This window comes from Chitinophaga sp. (assembly GCF_017745275.1).
GTDB lineage: Bacteria > Bacteroidota > Bacteroidia > Chitinophagales > Chitinophagaceae > Chitinophaga.
The window spans coordinates 267575-289534 of sequence record NZ_JAGHZS010000007.1 but is presented as its reverse complement, the minus strand read 5'-3'; the positions used below and the strand labels follow the sequence as shown (position 1 = coordinate 289534).

The window sequence follows — 21960 nt, the reverse complement described above, 5'->3', positions numbered from 1 at the left end:
CGTTTAGTTCAGATCAGGTAAAAATTGTGAGATAGTGTTGCCTGCATAGGCAGCACGAAACAGCGCTTTCCACGCGGCATCACGGGTTTGCACCAGGTCTGTTTCCGCACGGTTTAACACAAATAACGCCGTGGTTACATCAATGATGTTGGTCAGTCCTCCTTTATACAACGCCATTTTCTGCCGCGCAGCTGCCCGGGCTGCAGCCAGTTGCACCGGCAATTCCTGTAGCTTGCCTCTCGAAGCCTGAATATCTGACTCCGCCTGCTGTAATAAACCGTTGAGCGTAGTGCGCGTGGTTTCCAGCTGTTGTTCTGCCACTTCCGACTTGTACTGCTGCACCGCTACCTTTTCATGGGTGCGTTTAAGATCTGTGAGATTATAGGTAATTCCCAATCCCAGCAAATAGTTGTAGCGGCTGTACCCCATGCCACTCCACAGGTTTTTATCATACTGGTCATTAAACGATCCGCTGGAACCGCGCATCCATCCTGCTGCCATCAGGTTTACTTTAGGCAGTCGCGACTTGCGGATCACGTCTTCCGCAGCACGTTGCTGACGATACACAGCATTATAGTATTCCAGCATTGGATGTGTACCGATACTATCCGGGGTAGCCAAGCCCAGCAAAGGAAGCAGGCGGGCATTGTTCACCGTATCGGGTTGTATGAGCGTAGTGTCCAAGCCTGTGAAAGTGGATAGTTGAATACGTACCTGGTTATATCTATTGTTGATGTCCAGTAAATTCAACCGGGCCTTTGAGAGTTCGGCGGCGGCTACGGCGCTGTCCACTCCCGGTTTGAGGCCGTGTAAAACCGTAGCTGTAACGGCTCTCAGCATTTCTGCATTTCGTTGAATATTATCTGCCGCAATTTTCTGTAATGCCTGCAGCCGCAGCAATTCGAGGTAGTTTTCTATCACCAATACAGTTAACTGGTTGGCGGTATTATTCAGATCTGTTTGCTGGACTTTGAGTGCCTGTGCCGCTTCTTTCTGCTCGCTGTTATAAGCGCCAAAGTTGTATACTTCCCACGTCATGGCGGCCATGGCGATGTTACCGCTCATGAGGGCATTGTTATTTTCCGGCCGGATACCACCGGATGTGGAGGGTATCATGCCCATCGTAAAGTAGGATCCGTATATGCTGTTATCAGTACCCGCATCCAGCTGCTCGTGCAATTTTATAGCCGGGTACCAGTTATGTTTTACGTCTGCCAGGTTGGCCTGCCCGGCGTTTACCTGGGCCTGTCTGGCTTTAAGCGCCGGGTAATGCGCAAGGGTAAGCGCAATGGCCCGGTGCAGCGAAAAGCTATCCGCTGCAGATTGTGCGAACAAAGAAGTGAAGGGGAAAATACATAGCAACCACCAACACCACTTCTTCGCGATTGAATATGAGTTCATAAATCGCTGAAAAAAGAATGAAATAAAAAAAATGAAATAACGGGTTATCAGGCGGTGGGCGGGCCTCTCCAGCTTCTCAGCGATATAGGAATGCTGAGGTAAGGATTAAAATAAAATCCGGCGTGGATTTTATCTACATAAATAAAACGTGCGGTAATCTCTGATAATAAAGGCGGACAAACTTTTTCATGTCCATAGCTGTCGTTGATACCTACCGGGCGGCGTTTAAACCGGGTAATGGCGGTGTGGTAACGGGGTGCTTTTAGAGCCGCTTTAAACGCGGTGGCACTGGCTTCATGAATACTATTAACGGCTGTTTTTTGCACTGCCATCACCGGCCCCTGCGCTGCTGGCAGGATCATCACGGCGATCAGTACATAAAAAAAATGCCTTAATAATTTCATGTAGTATACAATTACGTATGTACTAAGGTATTCAATACCGGCTGGTATTGCAAGAATGGCGTCGTTATTTTAACCAAATTTTAATAACACTAAAAGAAGCAAACCAGGCATAGTTCTTCCATTTTCAGAAGTGCATTGGCCAGGCGATAATCCTGCATAGACAGGCAGGCAAAAGATTGGTATTCGTCCAGTGCAGGGCCTATAGCCGCTATTTTCAAGTCGTACATCGACAGTTGTTCATTTACGAAGTCCAGCATCTCCTTGGCAAAGTCTTCTGCTGCTATCATTTCGGCATAGGTGTCCGGATCCGGCGCTTCCAGTATTATACCAAGATTTAATAAGGGCGCCAGTTCATTGAGCACTGGAATACCAGTGGTCGCAAATTCCTGCCACTCAAACTCCACAACGTTTCCGTTAGCAGATAAGGCAGCATGCAGCTCTTCCCAAATGGTCATTACGTTAGGCGGCACTATTTCAGGCAACCCGCTGATCTGTTCTTCTGCGGCGTCTTCATTAAAGATGTCCAGGTAAAGCTGTGCCAGTGGCTCCCGGGCATTTCCCATGCCTTTCAATCTTTCCAGCGCCTTCAGCTCCTGTACAAGATTCGTCCAGCGAAGCATCAGCTCTTCCTCATCTTCCTCATTCATTTCATCAATAATCAGGACGGCTTTATCATGGAGTTTATAATTATCAAGACGGCTTTTCCGGATACTTAATCCCGGTGCGCCAAAGGAAAGTTCATAGGAGGCGTAGTTCAGAAAGGCCGTACCAATCAGTATCTTGTCTTTAAATATTTCGTGTACTACGCTTTCCTTGGTGTCTATATAGGAATAACCGTTTTCCTTTCCATAGGTTTGCGTTAACCAGGTAAAATCTTCACGTGAAATATCGGGCATTTGGATTGGCATAATTAATTCGGTAAGTAATGATCGTTGTTAAATTCAAGGCTATGCTGCGTTTTGAACGCATGCTGATTTTGGTGTTTTATTTACTACGTAAAAGTAAAAGATTTGGGGAGATGAAAGCAAATATTTCTGCTCTCATCTCCCCAAATTTATATCATTAAAATTAAATACTATCTATAGCCGGAATTTGAGGCCGGCGTTTACACCCAGCCCACCAATATTAATGTAAGACTTCAGATCATTGGATGGTTTGTTATCATCCTTATAAAAAACTTTTGTTCCCTGTTGATTGATGGGAGTATTGGAATTTTTGTCCAAAGTAGTTTGATATTCCGTATTTTTTTCTGCCGTGCTAAGATCACTCAGTGCACGTTTTCTGGTAGCTACCACTGTGCCACTGGCTACATTCACCACCGTGGTGGTTTCATCGTATTGGGTAATTTCTTTCTCTTTACTTCTTACCGGTACATTTCTATACTCCGCTTCTACAAAAACATCAAACCGGGAAGCTACCTGGAAAGATACTCCCAGCGCGCCCTGGAAGCCAACAGTAATATTGGGTTTAATTTCTTCTTTGCGGTGAATAACAGTAGACGCCTGCAAACCCGGCCCGGGAGAGCTTACCTGGCTGGCATCTGTTTCAATGTACAAACGACCCCACAACGGCACTACCACACCGAAGCGCACATATGGATTTACTTTTTCCATACCAGGACTGACCACCAGGCTGGGCGCAAAGTCAACTGCATTCACATAACCATGGGATTCCACATGCCCCAGTTCCTTTCCAGAACCCACCACAGTGGTGAGTTGCCGGGTCATCAGGTTTTTCTGACTATGGAAATAATTAAAAGTTCCTTCTACTGCCAGGTATTTATTGATGTTGTAGCCCACAGATAAACCTCCACGGAAACCTTGTCCATAGGAACCGGTGAGCACTTTACGACTGATGGTATCTAACGGATTAGGCCTGGCCGGGTTGTATTCCGTGTGCAAATCCTGTGGCGGATAAGGGCCAACATTCGGAAACTGTCCCGGTGATACACTAAAAAAATAACCACCGGCTACTTTTAAATACCATTTTGAATGAGCGGGATTGTGGGAATGAGACATGTCCTGGGCCTGGGTAGTAACAGCAACGGCCGTGAATAGGATAGCAGCACCAAACAGGTGTAGTTTTTTCATATGCAATGGTTTTGGTGTAACGAATTAATCTATTGAAAGTTAACAAATTATTACCAAATAACCATCACTTACACCCCATTCATTAAAACGCTTCTGCCAACGACAGGTATAATCCTTTTTGCCTGGATTCGCCATTCCGTTTTTCTCCTACGGCGTAGTCTATACGAATAGTGAGCCGGGCGCTTTCATCATAGAAATAACGGATGCCGGCGCCATAGCTGGGCTTAAACCCATCGAAATGAAAATCCCGGTTGGCAAAAACGGTACCTGTACCGGCAAAGGCTGCCAGGGCAAACTTAGGCTTGATATCCAAAAACCAGATATGGATACGCATCCTGGGATCTACGAGGTAACGATATTCTGCTTGTCCCGCCAGGTAGTTCTGGTTACGATATCTCCCGGTATAATATCCCCTCATAATCAGGTCATTACCCATTTCAGGCAATAAATAAAAAGGTAGTTCTTTTCCCTGCAGGCTATTAAAAATACCATTTAAACCAAGGGTACTTTTCCGGGAGATAGCAATAAAATGTGTGCCCTGCGCATCGATCTTAAAGAGCGGTTGTGTACTCAGGAAAGCAGGTGCATAGGCCAGGTTAAGCCTTAGCCACCAGCCGTACCGGGTATAATTCTGATTATCGCGGTTATCGAAAATACCGGTTAGCCCCAGGAAGGTGACATAGCCGCCATACTTATCTGTGAGCGGAGTGGTAGTATACACACCTTTATCATCACCGCTGCTATAAGTATCATGTTGATATTGAACCGAAGCACCCGCGTAGAAGTGGCCGCTGATGCGCCGCTCTCCTTCCAGTTGCACCCGGTAACGGATATTATCTACCAGTGAACGGGTATCATGATGCGTAGTATCGCCGATACCAAAAAAGTATAACGGATAATTCTGGTAGCGGAGATTGGTTTTAAAATGCCAGGTATTGGATCGCGTCCAGATATTGGTTTTAAGATCTATTTTAAATTGGTGCTCCGTTGTGATCGCCGGAATGAGATTAATGGACGAATTACGGGTAGCCGGATCCGGGTTCATATTGTCTGTGTAAAAAGAATATAACATAGCGGCGCCTATTTCCAATCCCTTCTCCTGGGAGTAGCCTAACACCGGGATTGGAAAAAAACTACGTCTCCGTACCGCCACACTATCGTATATGCCTTTGGGTGATGAAGCTTTATGGGAAATACTATCCTGTTGTGCCTGGGCGCCTGTTGCCAATAAAATCAATAAAGCGATGATATGGAGGTGTTTATACATAGGCTGCAAATGTAAAGAAATTAGCAAAGCGATCACCTCCCGCTTATATTAAGGTTTATCGGAATGCCCCAGGCTTTTCTCCGGGCTCACCAGGTCACGCACCAGCTGCTTCAGAAACTTAATCTCCGGGAAGTGCCCGGCCGTTTTACGATCAAATATTATTTCTTCGTTTAGCCGTATGGTAAAGGTTCCCCCTGTTTCGCTGGGACGCAGGGTCACTCCTCCCAATTCTTCCGTAAAAGTGGTCAGCAGTTCCTGGGCCATATAGGCGGATCTCAATAACCATCCGCATTTGGGGCAATATTCTATGGTGATAACCGGTTTCATGTACATGAATGTTTATAAGGGTAGCCGTTGGCAGACAAAAAAATAAAAAAATTCCCGAAAGATACAACCCTATTTGGTTTTATCCGGTATAACACTAAATACATTGGCCTTTTTATACCAACTTACTTTGAATCGTGGCACATTATCTTTAATTTTAACCTATATTAAGGTGGACCGCCCCCGAATCGCTCCACACTTGTCACTGCCAACACTATACACTATGCTGCCGGCCAGTCCTTTGAATAAATGTATATTAATCCCACTTTATTTTCTCTTGTTGTCGCCTGCGGTAGCAGCGCAGCAGCAGATCAATGATTCATTACTGTCATCGCTTCGTGCTCATCCTCAAAAAGATACTGTCAGAATCAACCTGTTGAACCAGGTTTCCAGAATGTATTTTACCAAAGACGCTTCCATGGCAGCCAGCTTCGGAGAAGAAGCCCTGTTGTTGAGCGACAGTCTTCACTATACTCCCGGGAAAATATGGGCGCTCCGCAACCTGGCGCTCGTAGAAAATACCAAAGGTCACCTGGATCAGCAAATGCAGCTGACCCTCAATGCCCTGAAGCTGGCGGAAGTACTCGGCGAACCTTATATGCTGGGCGTTTTAAATAATGATGTTGGCAATATTTTCACAGAACTAAACAGTCCACGGGATGCCCTTCCCTATCTGAAAAAATCGCTGGCGATCAAAATGAAGCGGAATGAAAAAGCGGAGATCGGAAAAACCATCAACAACATCGGATGTGCCTATATTGCCCTGAAAATGTACGATTCCGCTATGTACTACCTGCAACGGGCGGAGAAAATAAAACTGGAATTAAACGATCAGCGTGGCCTGGCATATACTTATGAAAACATGGGTATCATTGCGATGGTGACAGAAAGATACACAGACGCGCTGCGCTTTCACCAACTTTCTTCTTCCTATTATAAAGAAGCCGGCAATTTACCCGGTGTCGTCAAAGCCAACCTGAACCTCGCGGAAGTGCAAATCATGCTGGGGGATGTAAAAAACGCTGATAAAAACCTCGACAACGCCAAAGCCCTCAACGACAAACTCGGCAATGCCAAAAATGAACTGATCTATTATAAAATCCGGTATGAACTGGATTCTGCACGGAAAGATTATGCCGCGGCCTTCGCCGACTACAAAGCATACAGCAACCGGAACATCGACTTTTTCAACGCAGAAAAGGGACGTCAGATTTCCCGCTCGGAAGAAAAATATGAGGCAGAAAAAAAGCAACGGGAAAATGTGCTGCTTAAAAAAGAACAGCATATGCACCTGGCCACTATACAGCAACAACGGGTACTGGTATTATCCGCTGCTGCCCTGTTTCTGGCACTGCTACTGATCACGGTGATGGTATACCGCCTGTATAAACGGCAACAGGAATTATACCTGGAGCTGAATAACAAAAACCAGGAAGTATCTATGCAGAACCGTATTATCCTGGAACAAAATACTACCCTGGAAAATCTGAACCAGGTAAAAGATAAAATCTTCTCTGTCATCTCCCATGATCTACGCTCTCCGCTGGCCATTCTCGAGGGATTACTCTTCCTGTTGAAAGACGAAAAAATTGATGCCAGCCAGTTCCGGATGTATACCGATGAGTTGTGGAGAGATGTAAAAAATACGGCCTATATGATGGACAATATGTTGCAGTGGGCCAGCAACCAAATGAAAGGTATCGGCGTAAAACCGGATGATTTTGATCTTACCCTGTTACTCAGCCGGGAATTTGATTTGCTGCAAACCCTCGCCCGGCAAAAAGAAGTGAAGTTGTGGCATGAGTTGAATAAAAACATCATGGTATATGCAGACCCGGATATGATCCGGCTGGTATTGCGCAACCTGATCAACAATGCCATTAAATTCACGCCCGCTGGTGGCGAAGTGCAGATTACCGCGCAGGTGGGCAACGACATCGCGGAAATTACGGTGAAAGACAATGGTACCGGTATCCCACTGGAAAATCAACACCGCATCTTCTCTAATATTTATTACTCCACCACCGGTACCCAAAATGAAAAGGGCTGCGGTTTGGGGCTGCATTTATCGAAAGACTTTGTAGAGCGTAACCAGGGACAAATCTGGTTTAACAGCATGCCTGGCACCGGCAGCAGTTTCTCCTTTACCATTCCTCTCTCCGAGGATACGGAAATAAATCCGCGGGCTTATACCATGGTAGTACAGGATCACCCGGTAAATGGAGTCCGGGTGTTAAGGCGCTGATCAAAGCAATCCAAAAGCGGTAGTATGCTTAATTTCCGTCATTACAAAGGAGCTGTGTACCTGTCCGATATTCTCTACCGCCGCCAGTTTGCCGGTTAAAAAGTACTGATAGCTGCGCATATCATCTACCACCACTTTGAGCAGGTAATCGTATGTGCCGGCCACGTGATAGCATTCCATTACCTCCTCCATGCCGGCAATAGCCGTTTCAAATTTCTTTATCAGTGGCTGTGAATGCAGTCGCAGCGACACATTACAAAAGGCCATGAGTGCCTTCCCTACCTGCTCTGCATGCAACAGCGTAACATAGCTTTTTATAACCCCGCTCTTCTCTATTTTCTTTAACCGTTCATACGTAGGCGTAACGGACAACCCTATACGATGTGCAATTTCCTTGGTATTTAACCGCGCATCCTGCTGCAATACCTGCAAAATGCGACGGTCCGTGTTATCCAGTGTATCCATGGTAGTTATATTTTTCTTTACAGGAGTGACTATTTTGCTTTATACAGTTCTACAAAACTATCAAACAATCAAAACTAGTATATATTTTCTGTTAATCACACACATGAAGTTAAATTCAATTAGTATCCCCTAATTTAGCAGCATCATACACCTGTAATTAACGATTATGAAAGAGTACCGGTTAAACGCTACAGACATGGCGATGCTGGATGAACTGTTGACGCAGGTACAGTCCCGTACCAAAGATTTTCTGGGTTATCCTGTATCGAAAGATTTTGATTATAGTCCCCTGCTGCCTTTTCTGCAATACCCGCTCAACAACCTCGGGGATCCTTTTGTACCTTCTACCTACGCGGTAGGTACCAGGGAGATGGAAAAGCAGGTGGTATCTTTCTTTGCGAACCTGTTCCGTGCTCCCGAAGATGACTGGTGGGGTTATGTGACCAATGGCGGTTCCGAGGGCAATTTATATGGCTTATACCTGGCCCGGGAATTATACCCCAAAGGCATGGTATATTATTCAGAAGCCACGCACTATAGCGTACAAAAAAACCTGCATCTGCTGAATATGCCGGGCATTATTATCCGCACTTTGCCCAACGGGGAAATAGATTACGACGACCTGGAAAATACCATTCGTATGAACCGGCACTTACCGGTAATCATGCTGGCCAACATTGGTACCACTATGACAGAAGCCAGGGATGATGTGAAACGGATTAAAAGTATTCTTAAAAACCTGGCGATCAAGCATCACTATATTCACGCAGACGGCGCACTATCGGGGAGCTACAGCGCTTTCCTGGATCCCAGGCCTGCTTTCGACTTTGCAGATGGAGCAGACAGTATTGCTATCAGCGGGCATAAATTTATTGGCGCCCCCATTCCCTGTGGTGTGGTGACCGCGCGAAAATCAAACCGCGACAGAATCGCCCGGTCTGTTGCGTATATCGGTAGTATGGATACCACCATCACCGGTTCAAGAAACGGCCATAGTCCATTGTTCCTATGGTATGCTATCCAAACCCTGGGCATCGCCGGATTAAAAGAGCGGGCCCGGCATAGTTTAGCAACAGCCGCCTATGCAGTAGATCGTTTGAATGATATCGGCATTCCTGCATGGCGCAACCCCAATGCTATTACGGTAGTGTTTCCGGATCCACCCGGAAGCATTCGCCGTAAGTGGCAACTGGCCTCTGAAGGCGGGTATTCGCATATTATTTGTATGCCGAATGTAAGTAAGGAACAGGTGGATGAATTCATTACCACCCTCACCGCTGCTATGGCTGCAGTTTAGTCCTTTCCTTCGGCAATCGCCAGGATGGCGGTATTGAGGGCACGCCGGATCTGGCGTTCGGTTTCTTTATTGGACAATGGCATGACCAGTTGTACTTTAAACTGTACAAAGTCTTTCTTGATCTCTATGGTTTTCAGGGAAAAACTTTCCGGGGTAAAACTGCGGGAATATTCTGCCACACTACCTCTTAGCCGCTCTTCCAATTCACGGATAGTAAAAGGATGTTTATGATCCAGTTCAAACTCAACGGTCAGTTTTTTGATGTTTTGTTTGGACTGGTTCAATACTATCGTGGTAAAAACAACAGTGTTGGGAATAATCACCAGGTCATCATCATCGTTCAATAATACTAAATTGATGAGGGTAATATCCTTGATCCTTCCTTTGTACTCTCCTATACGCACCTGGTCGCCCAGCGACAGCTGATCGGAAAACATGATGATCAGCCCATTGATCATATTGGTAATATAGTCTTTCGTCAGGAGCGCAATTGCTGCCGCCACGATGGTGATGCTGGTAACAAACTGCAGGGGATTTACACCGAAGAAAAAAGTAATAGCCAGCAACAGGAAGATGGTATTAAGTACCGAGGTGATTCTGTTAATGCCCAGTACAAAGTTATCTTTTTCAATAGGTTTACTCTTGTTCCGGCGGGTGTACCACGACAAAATCACCAGCCATGCCAGGGAAATCACCAGGTTGGCGCCCAGGAAAAAAGAAAGTGCGTTGGTAAGTTTAAATAGCCATACAATTTTATCGTAAACGGCCGGGTGTTCAAGATTGAAATATACAATGCCCAGATACACCAGTAGTTTTACCAGGAAAAAAATCCGTTCCCTTCGATTGGCGTTTTTGTACGTTTTATCGGTTACCATCATAGCTATACTCGCTCGCTTTGTTGCGAAGGTACAACCACGATTTTAAAATTATGAAGCAAGCGGGAGTTATTTCATTTTATCCAGGATTTCTTCCCAGATAATACGGGCAATTTGCTCTGACTCCACGGTACGCAGGCTTCCTTCCGGTGTGTCTTTGTGATCGGTTGTAAAAGTGGCGGTATGGGGTTCGTATTCATCCAATACGTGTTCACTGACATCTGGGATCACCTGAAATGCTGTTTCCAAAGCGCTCCTGTCGATTGTGATAACCAAACCGTAAGGCTTACCTTTTATGATCACAGTAATGCTGTGCTTTTCCATACCTTATATGCTGCAAGGTATATACCATAAATAAAGACCGGTGCAGTGTACTGACCGGTCTTTATGAATATATTGTCATTATAAAAACGACGGGGATCAGGCCATTGCGGCTGATTTTTTACGGGCGGTTGACTTTCTTTTTGGAGCGGCTTTTTTAGTACTCGCCTTTTTGGCAGTTGTCTTTTTGGCTGTTGCTTTTTTCGCGGTAGATTTTTTAGCAGCCGTTCTTTTCGTGGTTGTTTTTTTAGCGGCAGTTTTCTTTGGAGCCGCTTTTTTTGCAGTTGATTTTTTGGTCGCTGCTTTTTTGGTAGTTGATTTTTTAGCAGCTGTTTTTTTGGGTGCTGCTTTTTTAGCAGTTGCTTTTTTAGCAGCTGCTTTTTTAGGAACCTTTGCTCCTTCTTCTCTTGCTTCGGATAATCCTATGGCGATAGCTTGCTTAGGATTCGTAACTTTCTTATTACTATTTCCACTTTTTAATTTACCCTCGTGCATTTCATGCATTGCTCTTTTGACTTTGCGCTGTGATTCATCTGAATACTTTGCCATAACAAAAAAATTTAGATGGGTTAAGGAAAAGAATAACATTATGGTGAAAACAAAATATAAGCCACGGAAAATGAAGGACTTCAGTGGGATAAAATGGGGAAAGCACCTCAAAAGTGTGTTAAAAATTCTATGGATTGTGGAATGTATTGCCCTATTCATTGATACATGTCGCCCTAAACCTGCAATAGTACGGAGTCCTTGCGGTGGCACATATCTTGATCGCTATTACAGACTCTTTTAACTACTATCACTATAAAACTTCAGGATTATGGAAGACACCAGATTTCAACATGCCATGCCAGTAGCCGCACATGCACCCGAAAAGAACTCAGAACAGAAAAGTAAGCATAGTAAACGCGGATTCGCTTCTATGGACCCTGAACAGCAACGTGCCATTTCGAGAGAAGGGGGAAAAGCTGCACATCAACAGGGAGTAGCTCACAAATTCACTTCTGAAGAAGCACGTGCAGCAGGTAAAAAAGGCGGCGAAGCAGTAAGTAAAAATCGCGAACACATGGCCGCCATAGGCCGTAAAGGTGGTACTAACCGCGGAAAAAAGAAAAATAACACAGAAAACGAAAGCAATAATAATGAGCAATAACCCAGGCGGGTTATTGCTTTTTTATTAGTGCAGCCGACACAGATCCATTCCTCCCCTGTAGTGCCTTATATAAGAATATCTTTCTTATATTTATCGCTTTTTAAACCTATGGTAGCAAAAAGGCGTTGGTGCTATTTCTTTCTCATTTTATTGAATATCCCTCTAGGGTTGGCCACCAGGTGGGCTCCCCAATATTTCCCGGAGTTAGTTCGCATTTATGGCGGTGATGTATTATCAGCCACCTGTATATTCTTTGGCATCAGGTTCCTCTACCCGGTTACCCCGCTATGGAAAATCGGTATCAGTAACTACCTGGTATGTATACTTATTGAAGTACAGCAGCTATACCAGGCTGATTGGGCTGTGAAATTCCGCAATACGCCTGCCGGTATTCTTCTGGGACATGGCTTCCTGTGGAGCGACTGTGTATGTTATGCCGTAGGTACCCTACTTGCGCTGGGTGTTGCCTGGCTGCTTGAAAAGATAATTTAAGTATATTTATCGGGTATCCTTTAATAATTCCCTTATGCTGATATTAACTAAAATAGGAATCGCACTGGTGATGATAGAACACCTGTACATCCTTTGGCTGGAAATGTTTGCCTGGACCTCGAAAGGCCCGGAAGTGTTCCGGCAGTTCCCTAAAGAACTCTTTCCTCCCACCAAATCACTGGCCGCCAACCAGGGCTTATATAACGGATTCCTTGCGGCGGGTCTTGCATGGACGTTCTTTATTACCGACCCTGTCTGGGCAGCGCGGGTGGCTATTTTCTTCTTGAGCTGCGTCATCGTAGCTGGCTTGTATGGCGCTCTTACCGCCGACAAAAAGATATTTTTCGTGCAGGCATTACCGGCACTCATTACGTTGTTATTGGTTTTGCTGGCTTAACCTGTTTTATGATTGAAGCCTCAGATATCCGGATCGGAAATTATGTAGCCTGGTTTGATTACAACATGGAGGAAGCAGCCTTTGTGGTGGAAGGTATTTTAGACGGGTATGTCTACAATTCAGGATTGCCACGCAGTAAACTTCCTTTTGACAAAATCAACCCGGTAATCCTGGACGTATACCTCCTATCCCGGTTTGGCTTTATTAAAGGAGATCCGGATCATGGAGAAGATGTGAATGTATATTCCCTGAGATACAACCGGCTGCATAGTGTACACGTACGTCACGAAAACGGGGTATTTCAGCCCCTTACCGATGCGGCGGAAGGCCTTGTGGCCTATGGCAGGCCCATTGTGCATGTTCACCAGCTCCAGAATCTTTTTCATGCCGTTACCCGCGACGAGCTTTCCCTGTTCGAATAGTTCCCGTTTTATTATATCGTTAACCCTGACTATGGCTGAAAATTTCTGCCAACCTTATGAGCATGATGTTTGTTGACCTATGAGTGATCTTTTTCACCTTTAAAAGACAGCTCCATGAGTACCAATACTGCGGTTATACCGAATCCTGCTGCACTGGATGAACTATGTATCAATACGCTGCGCTTTCTTTCTGTTGATGCCGTACAGAAAGCCGATAGCGGGCATCCCGGCCTGCCACTGGGCGCTGCTCCGATGGCCTATGCGCTTTGGTCCAGGTTTTTAAGACATAACCCTGCTGACCCTGACTGGTTTAACCGGGACCGTTTTATATTGTCTGCCGGCCATGGTTCTGCACTGCTATATAGTTTGCTGCACCTCACCGGGTACGATTTATCTATTGAAGAAATCAAACAATTCCGCCAATGGGGCAGTAAAACGCCAGGGCATCCCGAGCGCGGCCTGGCTCCTGGCGTGGAAGTTACTACCGGTCCATTGGGACAGGGATTTGCCAACGGCGTGGGTATTGCCATGGCAGAAGCTTACCTGGGTGCAAAGTATAACCGCCCAGGTGATGCAGTGATAGATCACTATACCTATGCACTGGTCAGTGATGGAGACCTGATGGAAGGAGTAGCTGCGGAAGCAGCTTCCCTGGCCGGACACCTGAGATTAGGTAAACTGATTTATTTATATGACGATAACCGCATTACCCTGGCTTCTGCTACACCGGTAACCTTCACCGAAGATCATGCGCTGCGGTTTCAGTCGTACGGATGGCACACGCAAAAAGTCGCTGACGGCAACGACCTCGACGCTATCGATCAGGCTATCCGTGCTGCGCAGGCGGTTACCGACCGGCCCTCCCTGATACTGGTGCGCACACATATTGGTTATGGCTCTCCCAACAAACAGGATACCACTGCCGCACATGGTTCTCCCCTGGGCCCGGAAGAGGTAAAGCTCACCAAAGAAAAGCTGGGATGGCCCACTACACCGGATTTCCTGGTACCACCAGAAGCAGCCGCTCATTTTCGTAGGGCCATTGATGTTGGTAAGCAGGCAAGCACTAAATGGGAAGAACAGATGATCATTTATGCGCAGAAATACCCTGAGCTGGCGAAAGAGCTGCGCGCAGTAATACACGGACATATCCCTGAAAACTGGGATAAAGATATTACAGCCTTCCCTGCCGATGCTAAAGGACTGGCTACCAGAGCCGCCTCCGGCAAAATCATGCAGGCATTTTTCCCGCACCTGCCCGGACTGATTGGAGGCTCTGCGGACCTCAACACCTCCACCAATACAGAATTAAAAGACGCTGGCAACTTTGAAAGTCCGCTAATGAAGGATGGCGACCTGCAGGGCGCCGCCGGCGGCGTATGGAGTTACGAAGGCAGAAATATACAGTATGGCGTACGTGAACATGCCATGGGTGCTATTTCCAATGGGCTGGCAGCTCATGGTGGCATCATCCCTTATTGCGCTACCTTTCTGACATTCTCGGATTATATGCGTCCGTCGATACGATTGGCGGCCTTATCGGAGCTGAAAGTAGTATACGTGTTTACCCACGACAGCATCGCGATGGGAGAAGATGGCCCCACGCATCAGCCGGTAGAACTGCTGGCCGCCTTGCGGGCCATTCCTGACCTGGTGGTCATTCGTCCGGGGGATGCCAATGAAACGATTGCAGCCTGGCAAATGGCAATATTGCTACCAGACAGGCCGGTAGCACTGATCCTTTCCAGGCAGGCAGTTCCAACAATAGATCGCAGTAAATATGCAGCGGCAAACGGGTTACGTTTCGGCGCCTATATTGTTTCAGAGGCACCTAACGGCGTTCCCGAACTGATTATCATCGCCACCGGCTCAGAGGTAGACCTGGCGTTGCAGGCACAGGAAAAATTAAAATCACGTATAGCCGTTCGCGTAGTATCCATGCCAAGCTGGGAATTATTTGACCTGCAACCGCCCGCTTACAGGGAACAAGTGTTACCGGCCGCCGTTACCGCACGGATATCGGTAGAAGCGGGCATCTCTATGGGCTGGCAACGTTACACCGGCGATAAGGGGATCAATATTTCGATAGATCGTTTTGGCGCCTCTGCACCGGGTCCGGTGTTGCTGCGTGAATTTGGGTTCACGGCTGATAACATTTGCGTACAGGCGCTGGCGTTATTAAATAAATAATCAGGGCCCATGAAAAAACTGGTGGTCTTTGATCTCGACGGTACCCTGGCACCCAGTAAATCCGCCATAGATGATGAAATGAGCGCATTGCTATATTCCCTGCTCCAGGTGGCCAGGGTGGCTATTATCTCAGGCGGAGCCTGGCCACAATTTGAAAAGCAGGTGCTGGCACATCTCCCCATTGGAGACCGCTTACAACAGCTGTCTGTTCTACCCACCTGCGGCACGCAGTTTTACGAATACGACAACGAATGGCGCCTGTTATATGCAGAGAATTTCACGGCAGCAGAAAAAGAAAAAATCGTTACCGCTTTAAGTAATGTAGTGGTGGAACTTGGCTACAAGCCGCAGCAGCTTTGGGGAGAACAAATAGAAGACCGGGGCAGCCAGATCACTTTTTCCGCATTGGGACAACAAGCACCACTGGCCGAAAAACAAAAATGGGATCCGGATTTTGCCAAACGGCAAAAGATGAAAGCCTTGCTGGCACAGCTCATCCCGGAATTTTCCGTAAACCTGGGTGGCACCACTTCTGTTGACATTACCAAACCTGGTATTGATAAGGCTTACGGTATTCATAAGCTAAAGGACATTTTACATATTGCCATCGCAGAAATGCTGTTTGCCGGCGATGCTATTTTTCCCGGCGGCAACGACTACCCAGCCCAGGAAGCCGGTGTAGATTGCATCCGGGTGCGTGACCCGGAAGAAACCAAGCGGGTAATTGCTACGATTGTAGCTTGTTATACTGATTTATGAGCGAGTAATTCGTTCACTAACTCCGTGATGCTAACTATACCAGTAGCAATCACTTCATCGCCCGCGCCATAATAAATATACAAGGCATCGCCGAATACAGCGGTGCCTGTAGGAAAACAAACATTATCTACATCTCCCCTAACCTCCCAAACCCGCTCTGGTACCAGTATAGGATGCGGAAGCCGGGCAATTTCCTTCATCGGATCGTTGAGGTCAAGTAAGGCCGCACAGCCCACATACACGTATCCATGCTTTGTTTCGTGTACACCGTGATAGATCAGCAACCAGCCATGCGCCGTTTCTACGGGCGGAGCGCCCGCACCCACATAGCTTACCTCGTGTGCATGTTTCGATGATAGTACAATATGATCTCCAAGATGCAGAAAATAATCCTCCCAGAAAGCGGGGGTCAATTCTGATAAATCATTCACCGCTACCAGTTGTACATCGGGCTTTATACGATGCAGGAAGTACAGTTTACCGTTGATTCTTCTCGGGAAAAAAACAACATCTTTGTCCCATAACCGGTGATTGAAGTCGTTGTAAACAGTGTATTTCTCATTGAGCGTAAAATTCGTTGAGGCGAGTTTTTTAAACCTCGGAAAATCCATCTGTGCCACAATCAGGCCCTTCTTTTCAAAATGAATACCATCAGTGGAAGTAGCCAGGGCCCCACATGCGTTAGCGCCATCCCAGGCGGTGTAAGTGAGATAATAAACATCATCAATCTTTACTACACGGGGATCTTCGAGCCCTTGGGCCTCGTAGTCGTGTTCCGGGAAAAGCAGGGGTTTAGTCCATCGTTCCGTGACGGTCAGCGGACCACTAAGCCGGCAAAAGCCTATACTGGAGTGGTTTCCCTTCTCCACGGCCCTGTAATAAAAAAGAATATCATCGCCTTTTCTGATGGTGGCAGGGTTTAACACGCCTTCATTTTCAAACTCCAGCGCAGTGGGTTTCAGCAGTTCCCCTTCTTTTTTGATCCGTATCATAGTTCCTGGTTTCCTTTTTGGGCAAATTGAGGATCGACTTCGTGTCAGATATTCAAATAACAACCTATAAAAGATAATATTTTTTTACCGGAACCGGGTATTCTTTTTCGGAGAAATGTAATACTATTCAAGTGTAGCCAGGAGCTTATCCACGTCAGGACCGCAGTCGACAGCAAACGAAAATCTTTTTGCTTGTAGCAAGGCTTCTTTCGCGGCAACAGGATTATTTTCTTTCAGGTATAAAAGCCCGAGGTTGCGATAAGCATGCGCATTCCCCTTATGTAAAGTGAGCGACTTCAATATGAATTCACGAGCGGTATCCAGCTGTTCCAGTTGCATCAGGGCATAACCTTTATTGTTATAGGCAAAGATGTTATATTCCTCATCGCCCAACCTGATAGCGCGATCCAGCATACTAATGGCCTGCTCATATTTTCCAGTATCCGCATAAAAAAATCCAAGGTTGCTGAGCAGATAACAGTCGTCCATATCGTGTGGTAATTGCCGACACAACGTTTCTGCCTCTTGCACGGCACCCATAAGGTAGAGGCAACTTACCATTGTTACCCTGATACGAATATTTTCGGGATCTAACAGCAACGCCTCTTTCAGGTGGGGATACGCCTTGTCGTATGCATGCTCCTTCATCCAGGCCTCTGCGTATAAAATAAGAGCTTCGCAGGCATCCGGACTGGCTTTTAATGCATACGTGCAATAATTCCGGCATAGCTTAAACTGATTATACCGGTAATAATAATCGGCTGCCAACAAATTTCTGTACGCTATTTTTTTTCTTGCGGATTTCCCGGAAAAGAAACGGGTAACGCCTTCCAGGAACGCATCTCTTTGTGAATCGCGGGCAGCACTATCTCTGCAAACTTTCAATGTATAAACTATCTCTTTCCCCGGTTCTTGTTTTATTTTTTGCTGCAAAGCATGTACATAGTCTTCAAAAATAAGCCCTACCCTTTCCAGTTGATTCCTGCAATTCCCCTTTACACTTAACATCACCAACATCAGATGTTCTGCTGTCAGGCCGCCCTGGGTATGGTAAAACCGTTGTTTTATTTTTAGTGCGCCCTTAATCATCCCTTCCAGTTGTATGGTAAGAGGAATATTTTCCAGGTTAGGAGTAGTATTTATTTCTGGCCAGGAATAGGCACTTAACCTTTGCTGTAGTACCTGCTTATCTTCTTCCGGAATGGGTAACAAAAAATCATTCCTACGCAGCAAGACCTGTAGTAACAAAATGCTGTCTATGTAATAAATTTTCTTGTCGATGCTAAAATTTCGCGCATCAAGCAATACCTCGTTCATCTGATCGGACATCGAAAGAACCATACCCTAAAATATTAAGATATAAAAATATATTATTTTAAGAATATCAACGGAAGATGTTAAACGCCGGGAGCCTGCTACTCTGCAGGCAGCGCCAGGATACTTTCGGGCATAAAAAAAGGACGAACCCGGTATAACCTTGTTCGTCCTTTTGTGACCTCATCTGGATTCAAACCAGAAACCTTTTGATTCGTAGTCAAATGCTCTATTCAGTTGAGCTATGAAGCCGTTTCCCCTTTCGGGATTGCAAATGTAGAATATTTTTTTATTCTAACAAATTATTTTTCAAGTTTTTATACCTGATAGCTTTTCTTCAGATTATTTTTTTAGATAGAAAATGCTGCAATTAATGCAGCATTTTCTATCTTTTTTGTGACCTCATCTGGATTCAAACCAGAAACCTTTTGATTCGTAGTCAAATGCTCTATTCAGTTGAGCTATGAAGCCATTTCCCCGTTTGGGATTGCAAATGTAGGATTTGTTTTAAATTAAACAAAAAAAATTTAAACTATTTTTCGTTTCACTATCGGCAACGGGTATACGTAATTAGACAAAAGGCTATTGGATACTTCATTTCAGCTAACGCCTGGGATCTGTGATTAATTCGTATATGCAATTACGTTAGTATCCATTCTGACCATTAAAACCACCTATATTTTAATGATAATATTTTTGCGGTACATCCACCCCACCGGCACCAGGATCACCAATACCAACAATATTGCAGCTCCCAGCGAGGCATGGTAAGGCGATAACCAGCTCACAAAAACCGTTTGATAAAACCATTCATGGAGATTGGTATCTTTCACCGGTATATAACCCAAAAGCTTCGGTACCAGGCCGGATAGTACAAAAGCTGTAATGGCATTGCGGCCAAACGCCACAAAGGGCGTCAGATAGCGTTGACGCTGCTGCACATCAATCAGCCAATAACAGGAAGCCAGCGACATGGTAGCAAGGCCACCGGTATATAATACAAAAGAGCTTGTCCACAGCGATTTATTAATGGGAAAAAACGAATCCCAGATCAGCGCCAGCAACACTGCTATGAAGCCATAGACAAACATCCAGGATACCTTCACGCCCGGCTCCCGGTCTTTACGCTGCAGCCAACTACCTGTCAGCATCCCAAATATACTTGTACCGATAGCCGGAATCGTACTGAGTATGCCCTCCGGATCCCAGGTTTTAGACCCCTTCCACAAATGAGCGGGAGTAAATACCAGGCGATCCAGCCACGCTCCCAGGTTCGTTTCCGGCTCCAGGTTGGCAGCCCCGATCCCCGGTACAGGAATACACGTCATAATAATCCAGTAGCCCAGTAATAGCGCAGTCCCTACCCAGATCTGTGTACGCCGGCTTGTTTTAATGAACAGTATTGCACAGATGCTAAACACCACCCCTATTCGTGGCAATACACCCGGAAACCGAAGGTGCGCAAAGTCGAACCTGGGAAAAAGGTTCAGCAACCAGCCCAGGGCTATAATAGTTGCCCCTCTCCGCAATGCCTGCCAGATAAGCGCTTTGTGCTGCATGGGATCCTCCTTCCGGCTGCCTAATGCATAGGAAACAGATACACCTACAATGAACAGAAAGAAGGGAAAGATCAGGTCGGTGGGTGTACAGCCATTCCATTTGGAATGCTCCAGTGGCGCGTATACATAGCTCCAACTGCCTGGGTTATTCACGAGTATCATGGCGGCGACTGTTACACCGCGAAAGAAATCAAGGGATAGTAATCGCTGCTTTACTGCTATCGGCATGTTCGTTTATTTTTTTTATTTCCGCTTCCGCCAGCGCGTGACAGCGGTTCCGGTGAATGGGTTATAATACAGGCGGAGCCTTTGCAAGAAGATAAATATAAAAAAAGAAAGGAGAGAAAGAAAGGATGTCTGCAAAATAAAAAGCCTCCAGGTAATACCTGGAGGCTTTTGTGACTCCGTCTGGATTCAAACCAGAAACCTTTTGATTCGTAGTCAAATGCTCTATTCAGTTGAGCTACGGAGCCGTTTCCCTGTTTGGGAGTGCAAATATGTAACAACTTTTTATTCCAGCCAAAAAAATTTTCACATCAAACTATCGTCCACGTATATACGTCTAATCAAAAAACCGGAAACCAGCGATACAAGGCTATTTAACGGATTTAAAAAAACTAAAAAGAAATATTTATCTTCCTGAAAAAATAGTCATGATTTTATATACCTCCCTAAAAAAGCCGCCTGCAACATCAGCTAATCTGCTACAGACCAACACAACAATACATAAACTATTTATATAATTCAATACTTCTATGGATAGTTTCTGATTGATATGTTGATTCCTGATTACCTTTAAGGCGGCAGTAAGCACAATATCCGCCGGACAATTTTTTCTTTTTTATACCTAATTATTTCGCATGACCACTGGTACCATCAGCAGGAACAATCCACAAAATGTAACGGATTATCCAAACAACAATACCTATTTCCTGGTATGGAATTTTAAAGACAGCCTTACCGCGGCGCAGATCAAACCTGTGTTCCAGAGGGTATGCGCGCTGGTGATCAACCTGAATAATTCCGCACTCGATCGTTTTCCCAACTCAAAAGCCAGCTGTGTAATGGGCATTGGCTACAATGCATGGCTGCAGCTGGGTTTACCAACACCCCTACCGGCCGAACTTAAAAACTTTGAGACGATTACAGGCGCCAAACATACGGCCATTGCCACGAAAGGCGACCTCCATTTTCACATTCGCTCCGACGTGCAAAGCTTTGCCTATGATATGGCTTCCGTAATTACCGATTTTATGAAAACGATAGCAGATTGTGTGGTGGAAGTGCAGGGCTTTCGCTATTGGGACAGCCGCTCGATCCTGGGTTTCGTAGATGGTACAGAAAATCCGCATGGAACAGACCGTGATTATTTTGCCGTGATTGATGAACAAGATCCTGTCTATAAAGGCGGCAGCTACCTGTTTGTGCAAAAGTATCTTCACAATCTCGATGCGTGGAAATCACTGCCGGTAGCTGAACAGGAGAAAGTAATCGGGCGCTCAAAGGAACTGGATATTGAAATGAGCGATGAGATAAAACCTAAGAACGCACATATTGCACTGGCAAATATTGGAGATGATTTCAAAGTAGTGCGGGATAATATGCCGTTTGGTAGTGTAACAACCAACGAAATGGGCACTTACTTTATCTGCTATGCCAGCACTTTTACAACGGTTGAAAAGATGCTTCGCAATATGTTTGTGGGCGATCCTGCAGGCAACTATGACCGTATTCTTGACTTTAGCACTGCAACTACAGGAAGCTTGTTTTTCGTGCCTTCTATGGACATGCTGGATGAATTTGCGGGGTAACCTAAAGAGAGAAGATGGTCCGTTTTTTTTAATAACTGTTTGGCATTTTGGAAAAAATAAATACCTTTACGATTCAACTTATAATGGCTCTGTAGCTCAATTGAATAGAGCATCTGACTACGGATCAGAAGGTTTCAGGTTTGAATCCTGACAGGGTCACAAAGCCGGCCAGACTATCGTCTGGC

General features: G+C 45.7%; 22 protein-coding genes and 4 tRNA genes. 10 read left to right on the top strand and 16 right to left on the bottom strand.

Going from position 1 to position 21960, the window contains the following annotated elements; genetic code table 11:
• Nucleotides 1–3: 3 nt before the first annotated feature.
• From J7623_RS20630 to J7623_RS20605, 6 genes are all read right to left on the bottom strand, one after another.
• Nucleotides 4–1401: a TolC family protein gene (locus J7623_RS20630; protein ID WP_291923927.1), complete on the bottom strand. Its 1398-nt coding sequence runs from the start codon at nt 1399–1401 to the stop codon at nt 4–6.
• A gap of 47 nt (nt 1402–1448) precedes the next feature.
• Entirely contained in the window at nt 1449–1805 is a 357-nt protein-coding gene (locus J7623_RS20625) for a hypothetical protein (RefSeq protein WP_291923925.1), read from the bottom strand.
• 89 nt (nt 1806–1894) lie between these two features.
• Nucleotides 1895–2701, bottom strand: a complete 807-nt coding sequence (locus J7623_RS20620) for a hypothetical protein (RefSeq protein ID WP_291923923.1) — start codon at nt 2699–2701, stop codon at nt 1895–1897.
• Between the two features lie 183 nt (nt 2702–2884).
• Nucleotides 2885–3895 (bottom strand): outer membrane beta-barrel protein, encoded by a 1011-nt coding sequence (locus tag J7623_RS20615; protein WP_291923921.1) that lies wholly within the window; start codon nt 3893–3895, stop codon nt 2885–2887.
• 82 nt (nt 3896–3977) lie between these two features.
• Nucleotides 3978–5162: a hypothetical protein gene (locus J7623_RS20610; protein ID WP_291923920.1), complete on the bottom strand. Its 1185-nt coding sequence runs from the start codon at nt 5160–5162 to the stop codon at nt 3978–3980.
• Between the two features lie 48 nt (nt 5163–5210).
• Nucleotides 5211–5489 carry a SelT/SelW/SelH family protein gene (locus tag J7623_RS20605; protein ID WP_291923919.1) on the bottom strand — a complete coding sequence of 93 codons (279 nt, stop codon included), beginning with the start codon at nt 5487–5489 and terminating at the stop codon, nt 5211–5213.
• A gap of 169 nt (nt 5490–5658) precedes the next feature.
• Here J7623_RS20605 and J7623_RS20600 point away from each other — a divergent pair, with 169 nt between their 5' ends.
• Nucleotides 5659–7731: a HAMP domain-containing sensor histidine kinase gene (locus J7623_RS20600; RefSeq protein ID WP_291923917.1), complete on the top strand. Its 2073-nt coding sequence runs from the start codon at nt 5659–5661 to the stop codon at nt 7729–7731.
• Here J7623_RS20600 and J7623_RS20595 read toward each other — a convergent pair whose 3' ends face one another.
• On the bottom strand, nt 7732–8196 hold the full coding sequence (locus J7623_RS20595; RefSeq protein ID WP_291923916.1) for an Lrp/AsnC family transcriptional regulator: 465 nt from the start codon (nt 8194–8196) through the stop codon (nt 7732–7734).
• Nucleotides 8197–8362: 166 nt separating this feature from the next.
• On the opposite strand from J7623_RS20595, the gene J7623_RS20590 reads away from it, so the two are divergent.
• Complete coding sequence (locus J7623_RS20590) at nt 8363–9493, top strand: histidine decarboxylase (RefSeq protein WP_291923914.1); 1131 nt, start codon at nt 8363–8365, stop codon at nt 9491–9493.
• Here J7623_RS20590 and J7623_RS20585 read toward each other — a convergent pair.
• The 3 genes from J7623_RS20585 to J7623_RS20575 form a co-directional block, all read right to left on the bottom strand.
• Nucleotides 9490–10371, bottom strand: a complete 882-nt coding sequence (locus tag J7623_RS20585) for a mechanosensitive ion channel domain-containing protein (protein ID WP_291923912.1) — start codon at nt 10369–10371, stop codon at nt 9490–9492. The two genes, J7623_RS20590 and J7623_RS20585, sit on opposite strands and share 4 nt — an antisense overlap.
• Before the next feature lie 66 nt (nt 10372–10437).
• Nucleotides 10438–10617 carry a hypothetical protein gene (locus tag J7623_RS20580; protein ID WP_291923910.1) on the bottom strand — a complete coding sequence of 60 codons (180 nt, stop codon included), beginning with the start codon at nt 10615–10617 and terminating at the stop codon, nt 10438–10440.
• Between the two features lie 171 nt (nt 10618–10788).
• Nucleotides 10789–11238 (bottom strand): DUF6496 domain-containing protein, encoded by a 450-nt coding sequence (locus J7623_RS20575; RefSeq protein ID WP_291923908.1) that lies wholly within the window; start codon nt 11236–11238, stop codon nt 10789–10791.
• A gap of 268 nt (nt 11239–11506) precedes the next feature.
• Here J7623_RS20575 and J7623_RS20570 point away from each other — a divergent pair, with 268 nt between their 5' ends.
• The 6 genes from J7623_RS20570 to J7623_RS20545 all read left to right on the top strand — a co-directional run bounded on the left by J7623_RS20570 (nt 11507) and on the right by J7623_RS20545 (nt 16099).
• Complete coding sequence (locus J7623_RS20570; RefSeq protein WP_291923907.1) at nt 11507–11839, top strand: KGG domain-containing protein; 333 nt, start codon at nt 11507–11509, stop codon at nt 11837–11839.
• A 108-nt stretch (nt 11840–11947) separates the two neighbouring features.
• Entirely contained in the window at nt 11948–12331 is a 384-nt protein-coding gene (locus tag J7623_RS20565) for a DUF2809 domain-containing protein (protein WP_291923905.1), read from the top strand.
• Nucleotides 12332–12365: 34 nt separating this feature from the next.
• Nucleotides 12366–12728, top strand: a complete 363-nt coding sequence (locus J7623_RS20560; RefSeq protein ID WP_291923904.1) for a DUF1304 domain-containing protein — start codon at nt 12366–12368, stop codon at nt 12726–12728.
• An 8-nt stretch (nt 12729–12736) separates the two neighbouring features.
• On the top strand, nt 12737–13150 hold the full coding sequence (locus J7623_RS20555) for a hypothetical protein (RefSeq protein WP_291923902.1): 414 nt from the start codon (nt 12737–12739) through the stop codon (nt 13148–13150).
• Nucleotides 13151–13264: 114 nt separating this feature from the next.
• Nucleotides 13265–15340 carry a transketolase gene (gene tkt, locus J7623_RS20550; RefSeq protein ID WP_291923901.1) on the top strand — a complete coding sequence of 692 codons (2076 nt, stop codon included), beginning with the start codon at nt 13265–13267 and terminating at the stop codon, nt 15338–15340.
• A 9-nt stretch (nt 15341–15349) separates the two neighbouring features.
• Nucleotides 15350–16099, top strand: a complete 750-nt coding sequence (locus tag J7623_RS20545) for an HAD-IIB family hydrolase (RefSeq protein WP_291923899.1) — start codon at nt 15350–15352, stop codon at nt 16097–16099.
• On the opposite strand, the gene J7623_RS20540 is transcribed toward J7623_RS20545, so the two are convergent.
• The 6 genes from J7623_RS20540 to J7623_RS20515 all read right to left on the bottom strand — a co-directional run bounded on the left by J7623_RS20540 (nt 16084) and on the right by J7623_RS20515 (nt 20437).
• Entirely contained in the window at nt 16084–17091 is a 1008-nt protein-coding gene (locus J7623_RS20540) for a hypothetical protein (protein WP_291923897.1), read from the bottom strand. The two genes, J7623_RS20545 and J7623_RS20540, sit on opposite strands and share 16 nt — an antisense overlap.
• Nucleotides 17092–17214: 123 nt before the next feature.
• Nucleotides 17215–18432, bottom strand: a complete 1218-nt coding sequence (locus tag J7623_RS20535) for a tetratricopeptide repeat protein (RefSeq protein ID WP_291923896.1) — start codon at nt 18430–18432, stop codon at nt 17215–17217.
• A 151-nt stretch (nt 18433–18583) separates the two neighbouring features.
• Nucleotides 18584–18657 (bottom strand) — tRNA-Arg (locus J7623_RS20530).
• A 145-nt stretch (nt 18658–18802) separates the two neighbouring features.
• Nucleotides 18803–18876 (bottom strand) — tRNA-Arg (locus tag J7623_RS20525).
• Between the two features lie 203 nt (nt 18877–19079).
• Entirely contained in the window at nt 19080–20192 is a 1113-nt protein-coding gene (locus J7623_RS20520; protein WP_291923894.1) for a heparan-alpha-glucosaminide N-acetyltransferase domain-containing protein, read from the bottom strand.
• A 171-nt stretch (nt 20193–20363) separates the two neighbouring features.
• Nucleotides 20364–20437, bottom strand: a tRNA-Arg gene (locus J7623_RS20515).
• Nucleotides 20438–20824: 387 nt separating this feature from the next.
• Between J7623_RS20515 and J7623_RS20510 the strand changes: the two genes are divergently transcribed.
• Nucleotides 20825–21775: a Dyp-type peroxidase gene (locus J7623_RS20510; protein ID WP_291923892.1), complete on the top strand. Its 951-nt coding sequence runs from the start codon at nt 20825–20827 to the stop codon at nt 21773–21775.
• Nucleotides 21776–21860: 85 nt separating this feature from the next.
• Nucleotides 21861–21934, top strand: a tRNA-Arg gene (locus J7623_RS20505).
• Nucleotides 21935–21960: the final 26 nt, after the last annotated feature.

Excerpts from the sequence above, each read along its gene's own strand:
- J7623_RS20630 (WP_291923927.1), bottom strand. The coding sequence starts at position 1,401 with ATGAACTCATATTCAATCGCGAAGAAGTGGTGTTGGTGGTTGCTATGT.
- J7623_RS20625 (WP_291923925.1), bottom strand. The coding sequence starts at position 1,805 with ATGAAATTATTAAGGCATTTTTTTTATGTACTGATCGCCGTGATGATC.
- J7623_RS20620 (WP_291923923.1), bottom strand. The coding sequence starts at position 2,701 with ATGCCCGATATTTCACGTGAAGATTTTACCTGGTTAACGCAAACCTAT.
- J7623_RS20615 (WP_291923921.1), bottom strand. The coding sequence starts at position 3,895 with ATGAAAAAACTACACCTGTTTGGTGCTGCTATCCTATTCACGGCCGTT.
- J7623_RS20610 (WP_291923920.1), bottom strand. The coding sequence starts at position 5,162 with ATGTATAAACACCTCCATATCATCGCTTTATTGATTTTATTGGCAACA.
- J7623_RS20605 (WP_291923919.1), bottom strand. The coding sequence starts at position 5,489 with ATGAAACCGGTTATCACCATAGAATATTGCCCCAAATGCGGATGGTTA.
- J7623_RS20595 (WP_291923916.1), bottom strand. The coding sequence starts at position 8,196 with ATGGATACACTGGATAACACGGACCGTCGCATTTTGCAGGTATTGCAG.
- J7623_RS20590 (WP_291923914.1), top strand. The coding sequence starts at position 8,363 with ATGAAAGAGTACCGGTTAAACGCTACAGACATGGCGATGCTGGATGAA.
- J7623_RS20585 (WP_291923912.1), bottom strand. The coding sequence starts at position 10,371 with ATGATGGTAACCGATAAAACGTACAAAAACGCCAATCGAAGGGAACGG.
- J7623_RS20575 (WP_291923908.1), bottom strand. The coding sequence starts at position 11,238 with ATGGCAAAGTATTCAGATGAATCACAGCGCAAAGTCAAAAGAGCAATG.
- J7623_RS20570 (WP_291923907.1), top strand. The coding sequence starts at position 11,507 with ATGGAAGACACCAGATTTCAACATGCCATGCCAGTAGCCGCACATGCA.
- J7623_RS20565 (WP_291923905.1), top strand. The coding sequence starts at position 11,948 with ATGGTAGCAAAAAGGCGTTGGTGCTATTTCTTTCTCATTTTATTGAAT.
- J7623_RS20560 (WP_291923904.1), top strand. The coding sequence starts at position 12,366 with ATGCTGATATTAACTAAAATAGGAATCGCACTGGTGATGATAGAACAC.
- J7623_RS20555 (WP_291923902.1), top strand. The coding sequence starts at position 12,737 with ATGATTGAAGCCTCAGATATCCGGATCGGAAATTATGTAGCCTGGTTT.
- tkt (WP_291923901.1), top strand. The coding sequence starts at position 13,265 with ATGAGTACCAATACTGCGGTTATACCGAATCCTGCTGCACTGGATGAA.
- J7623_RS20545 (WP_291923899.1), top strand. The coding sequence starts at position 15,350 with ATGAAAAAACTGGTGGTCTTTGATCTCGACGGTACCCTGGCACCCAGT.
- J7623_RS20540 (WP_291923897.1), bottom strand. The coding sequence starts at position 17,091 with ATGATACGGATCAAAAAAGAAGGGGAACTGCTGAAACCCACTGCGCTG.
- J7623_RS20535 (WP_291923896.1), bottom strand. The coding sequence starts at position 18,432 with ATGGTTCTTTCGATGTCCGATCAGATGAACGAGGTATTGCTTGATGCG.
- J7623_RS20520 (WP_291923894.1), bottom strand. The coding sequence starts at position 20,192 with ATGCCGATAGCAGTAAAGCAGCGATTACTATCCCTTGATTTCTTTCGC.
- J7623_RS20510 (WP_291923892.1), top strand. The coding sequence starts at position 20,825 with ATGACCACTGGTACCATCAGCAGGAACAATCCACAAAATGTAACGGAT.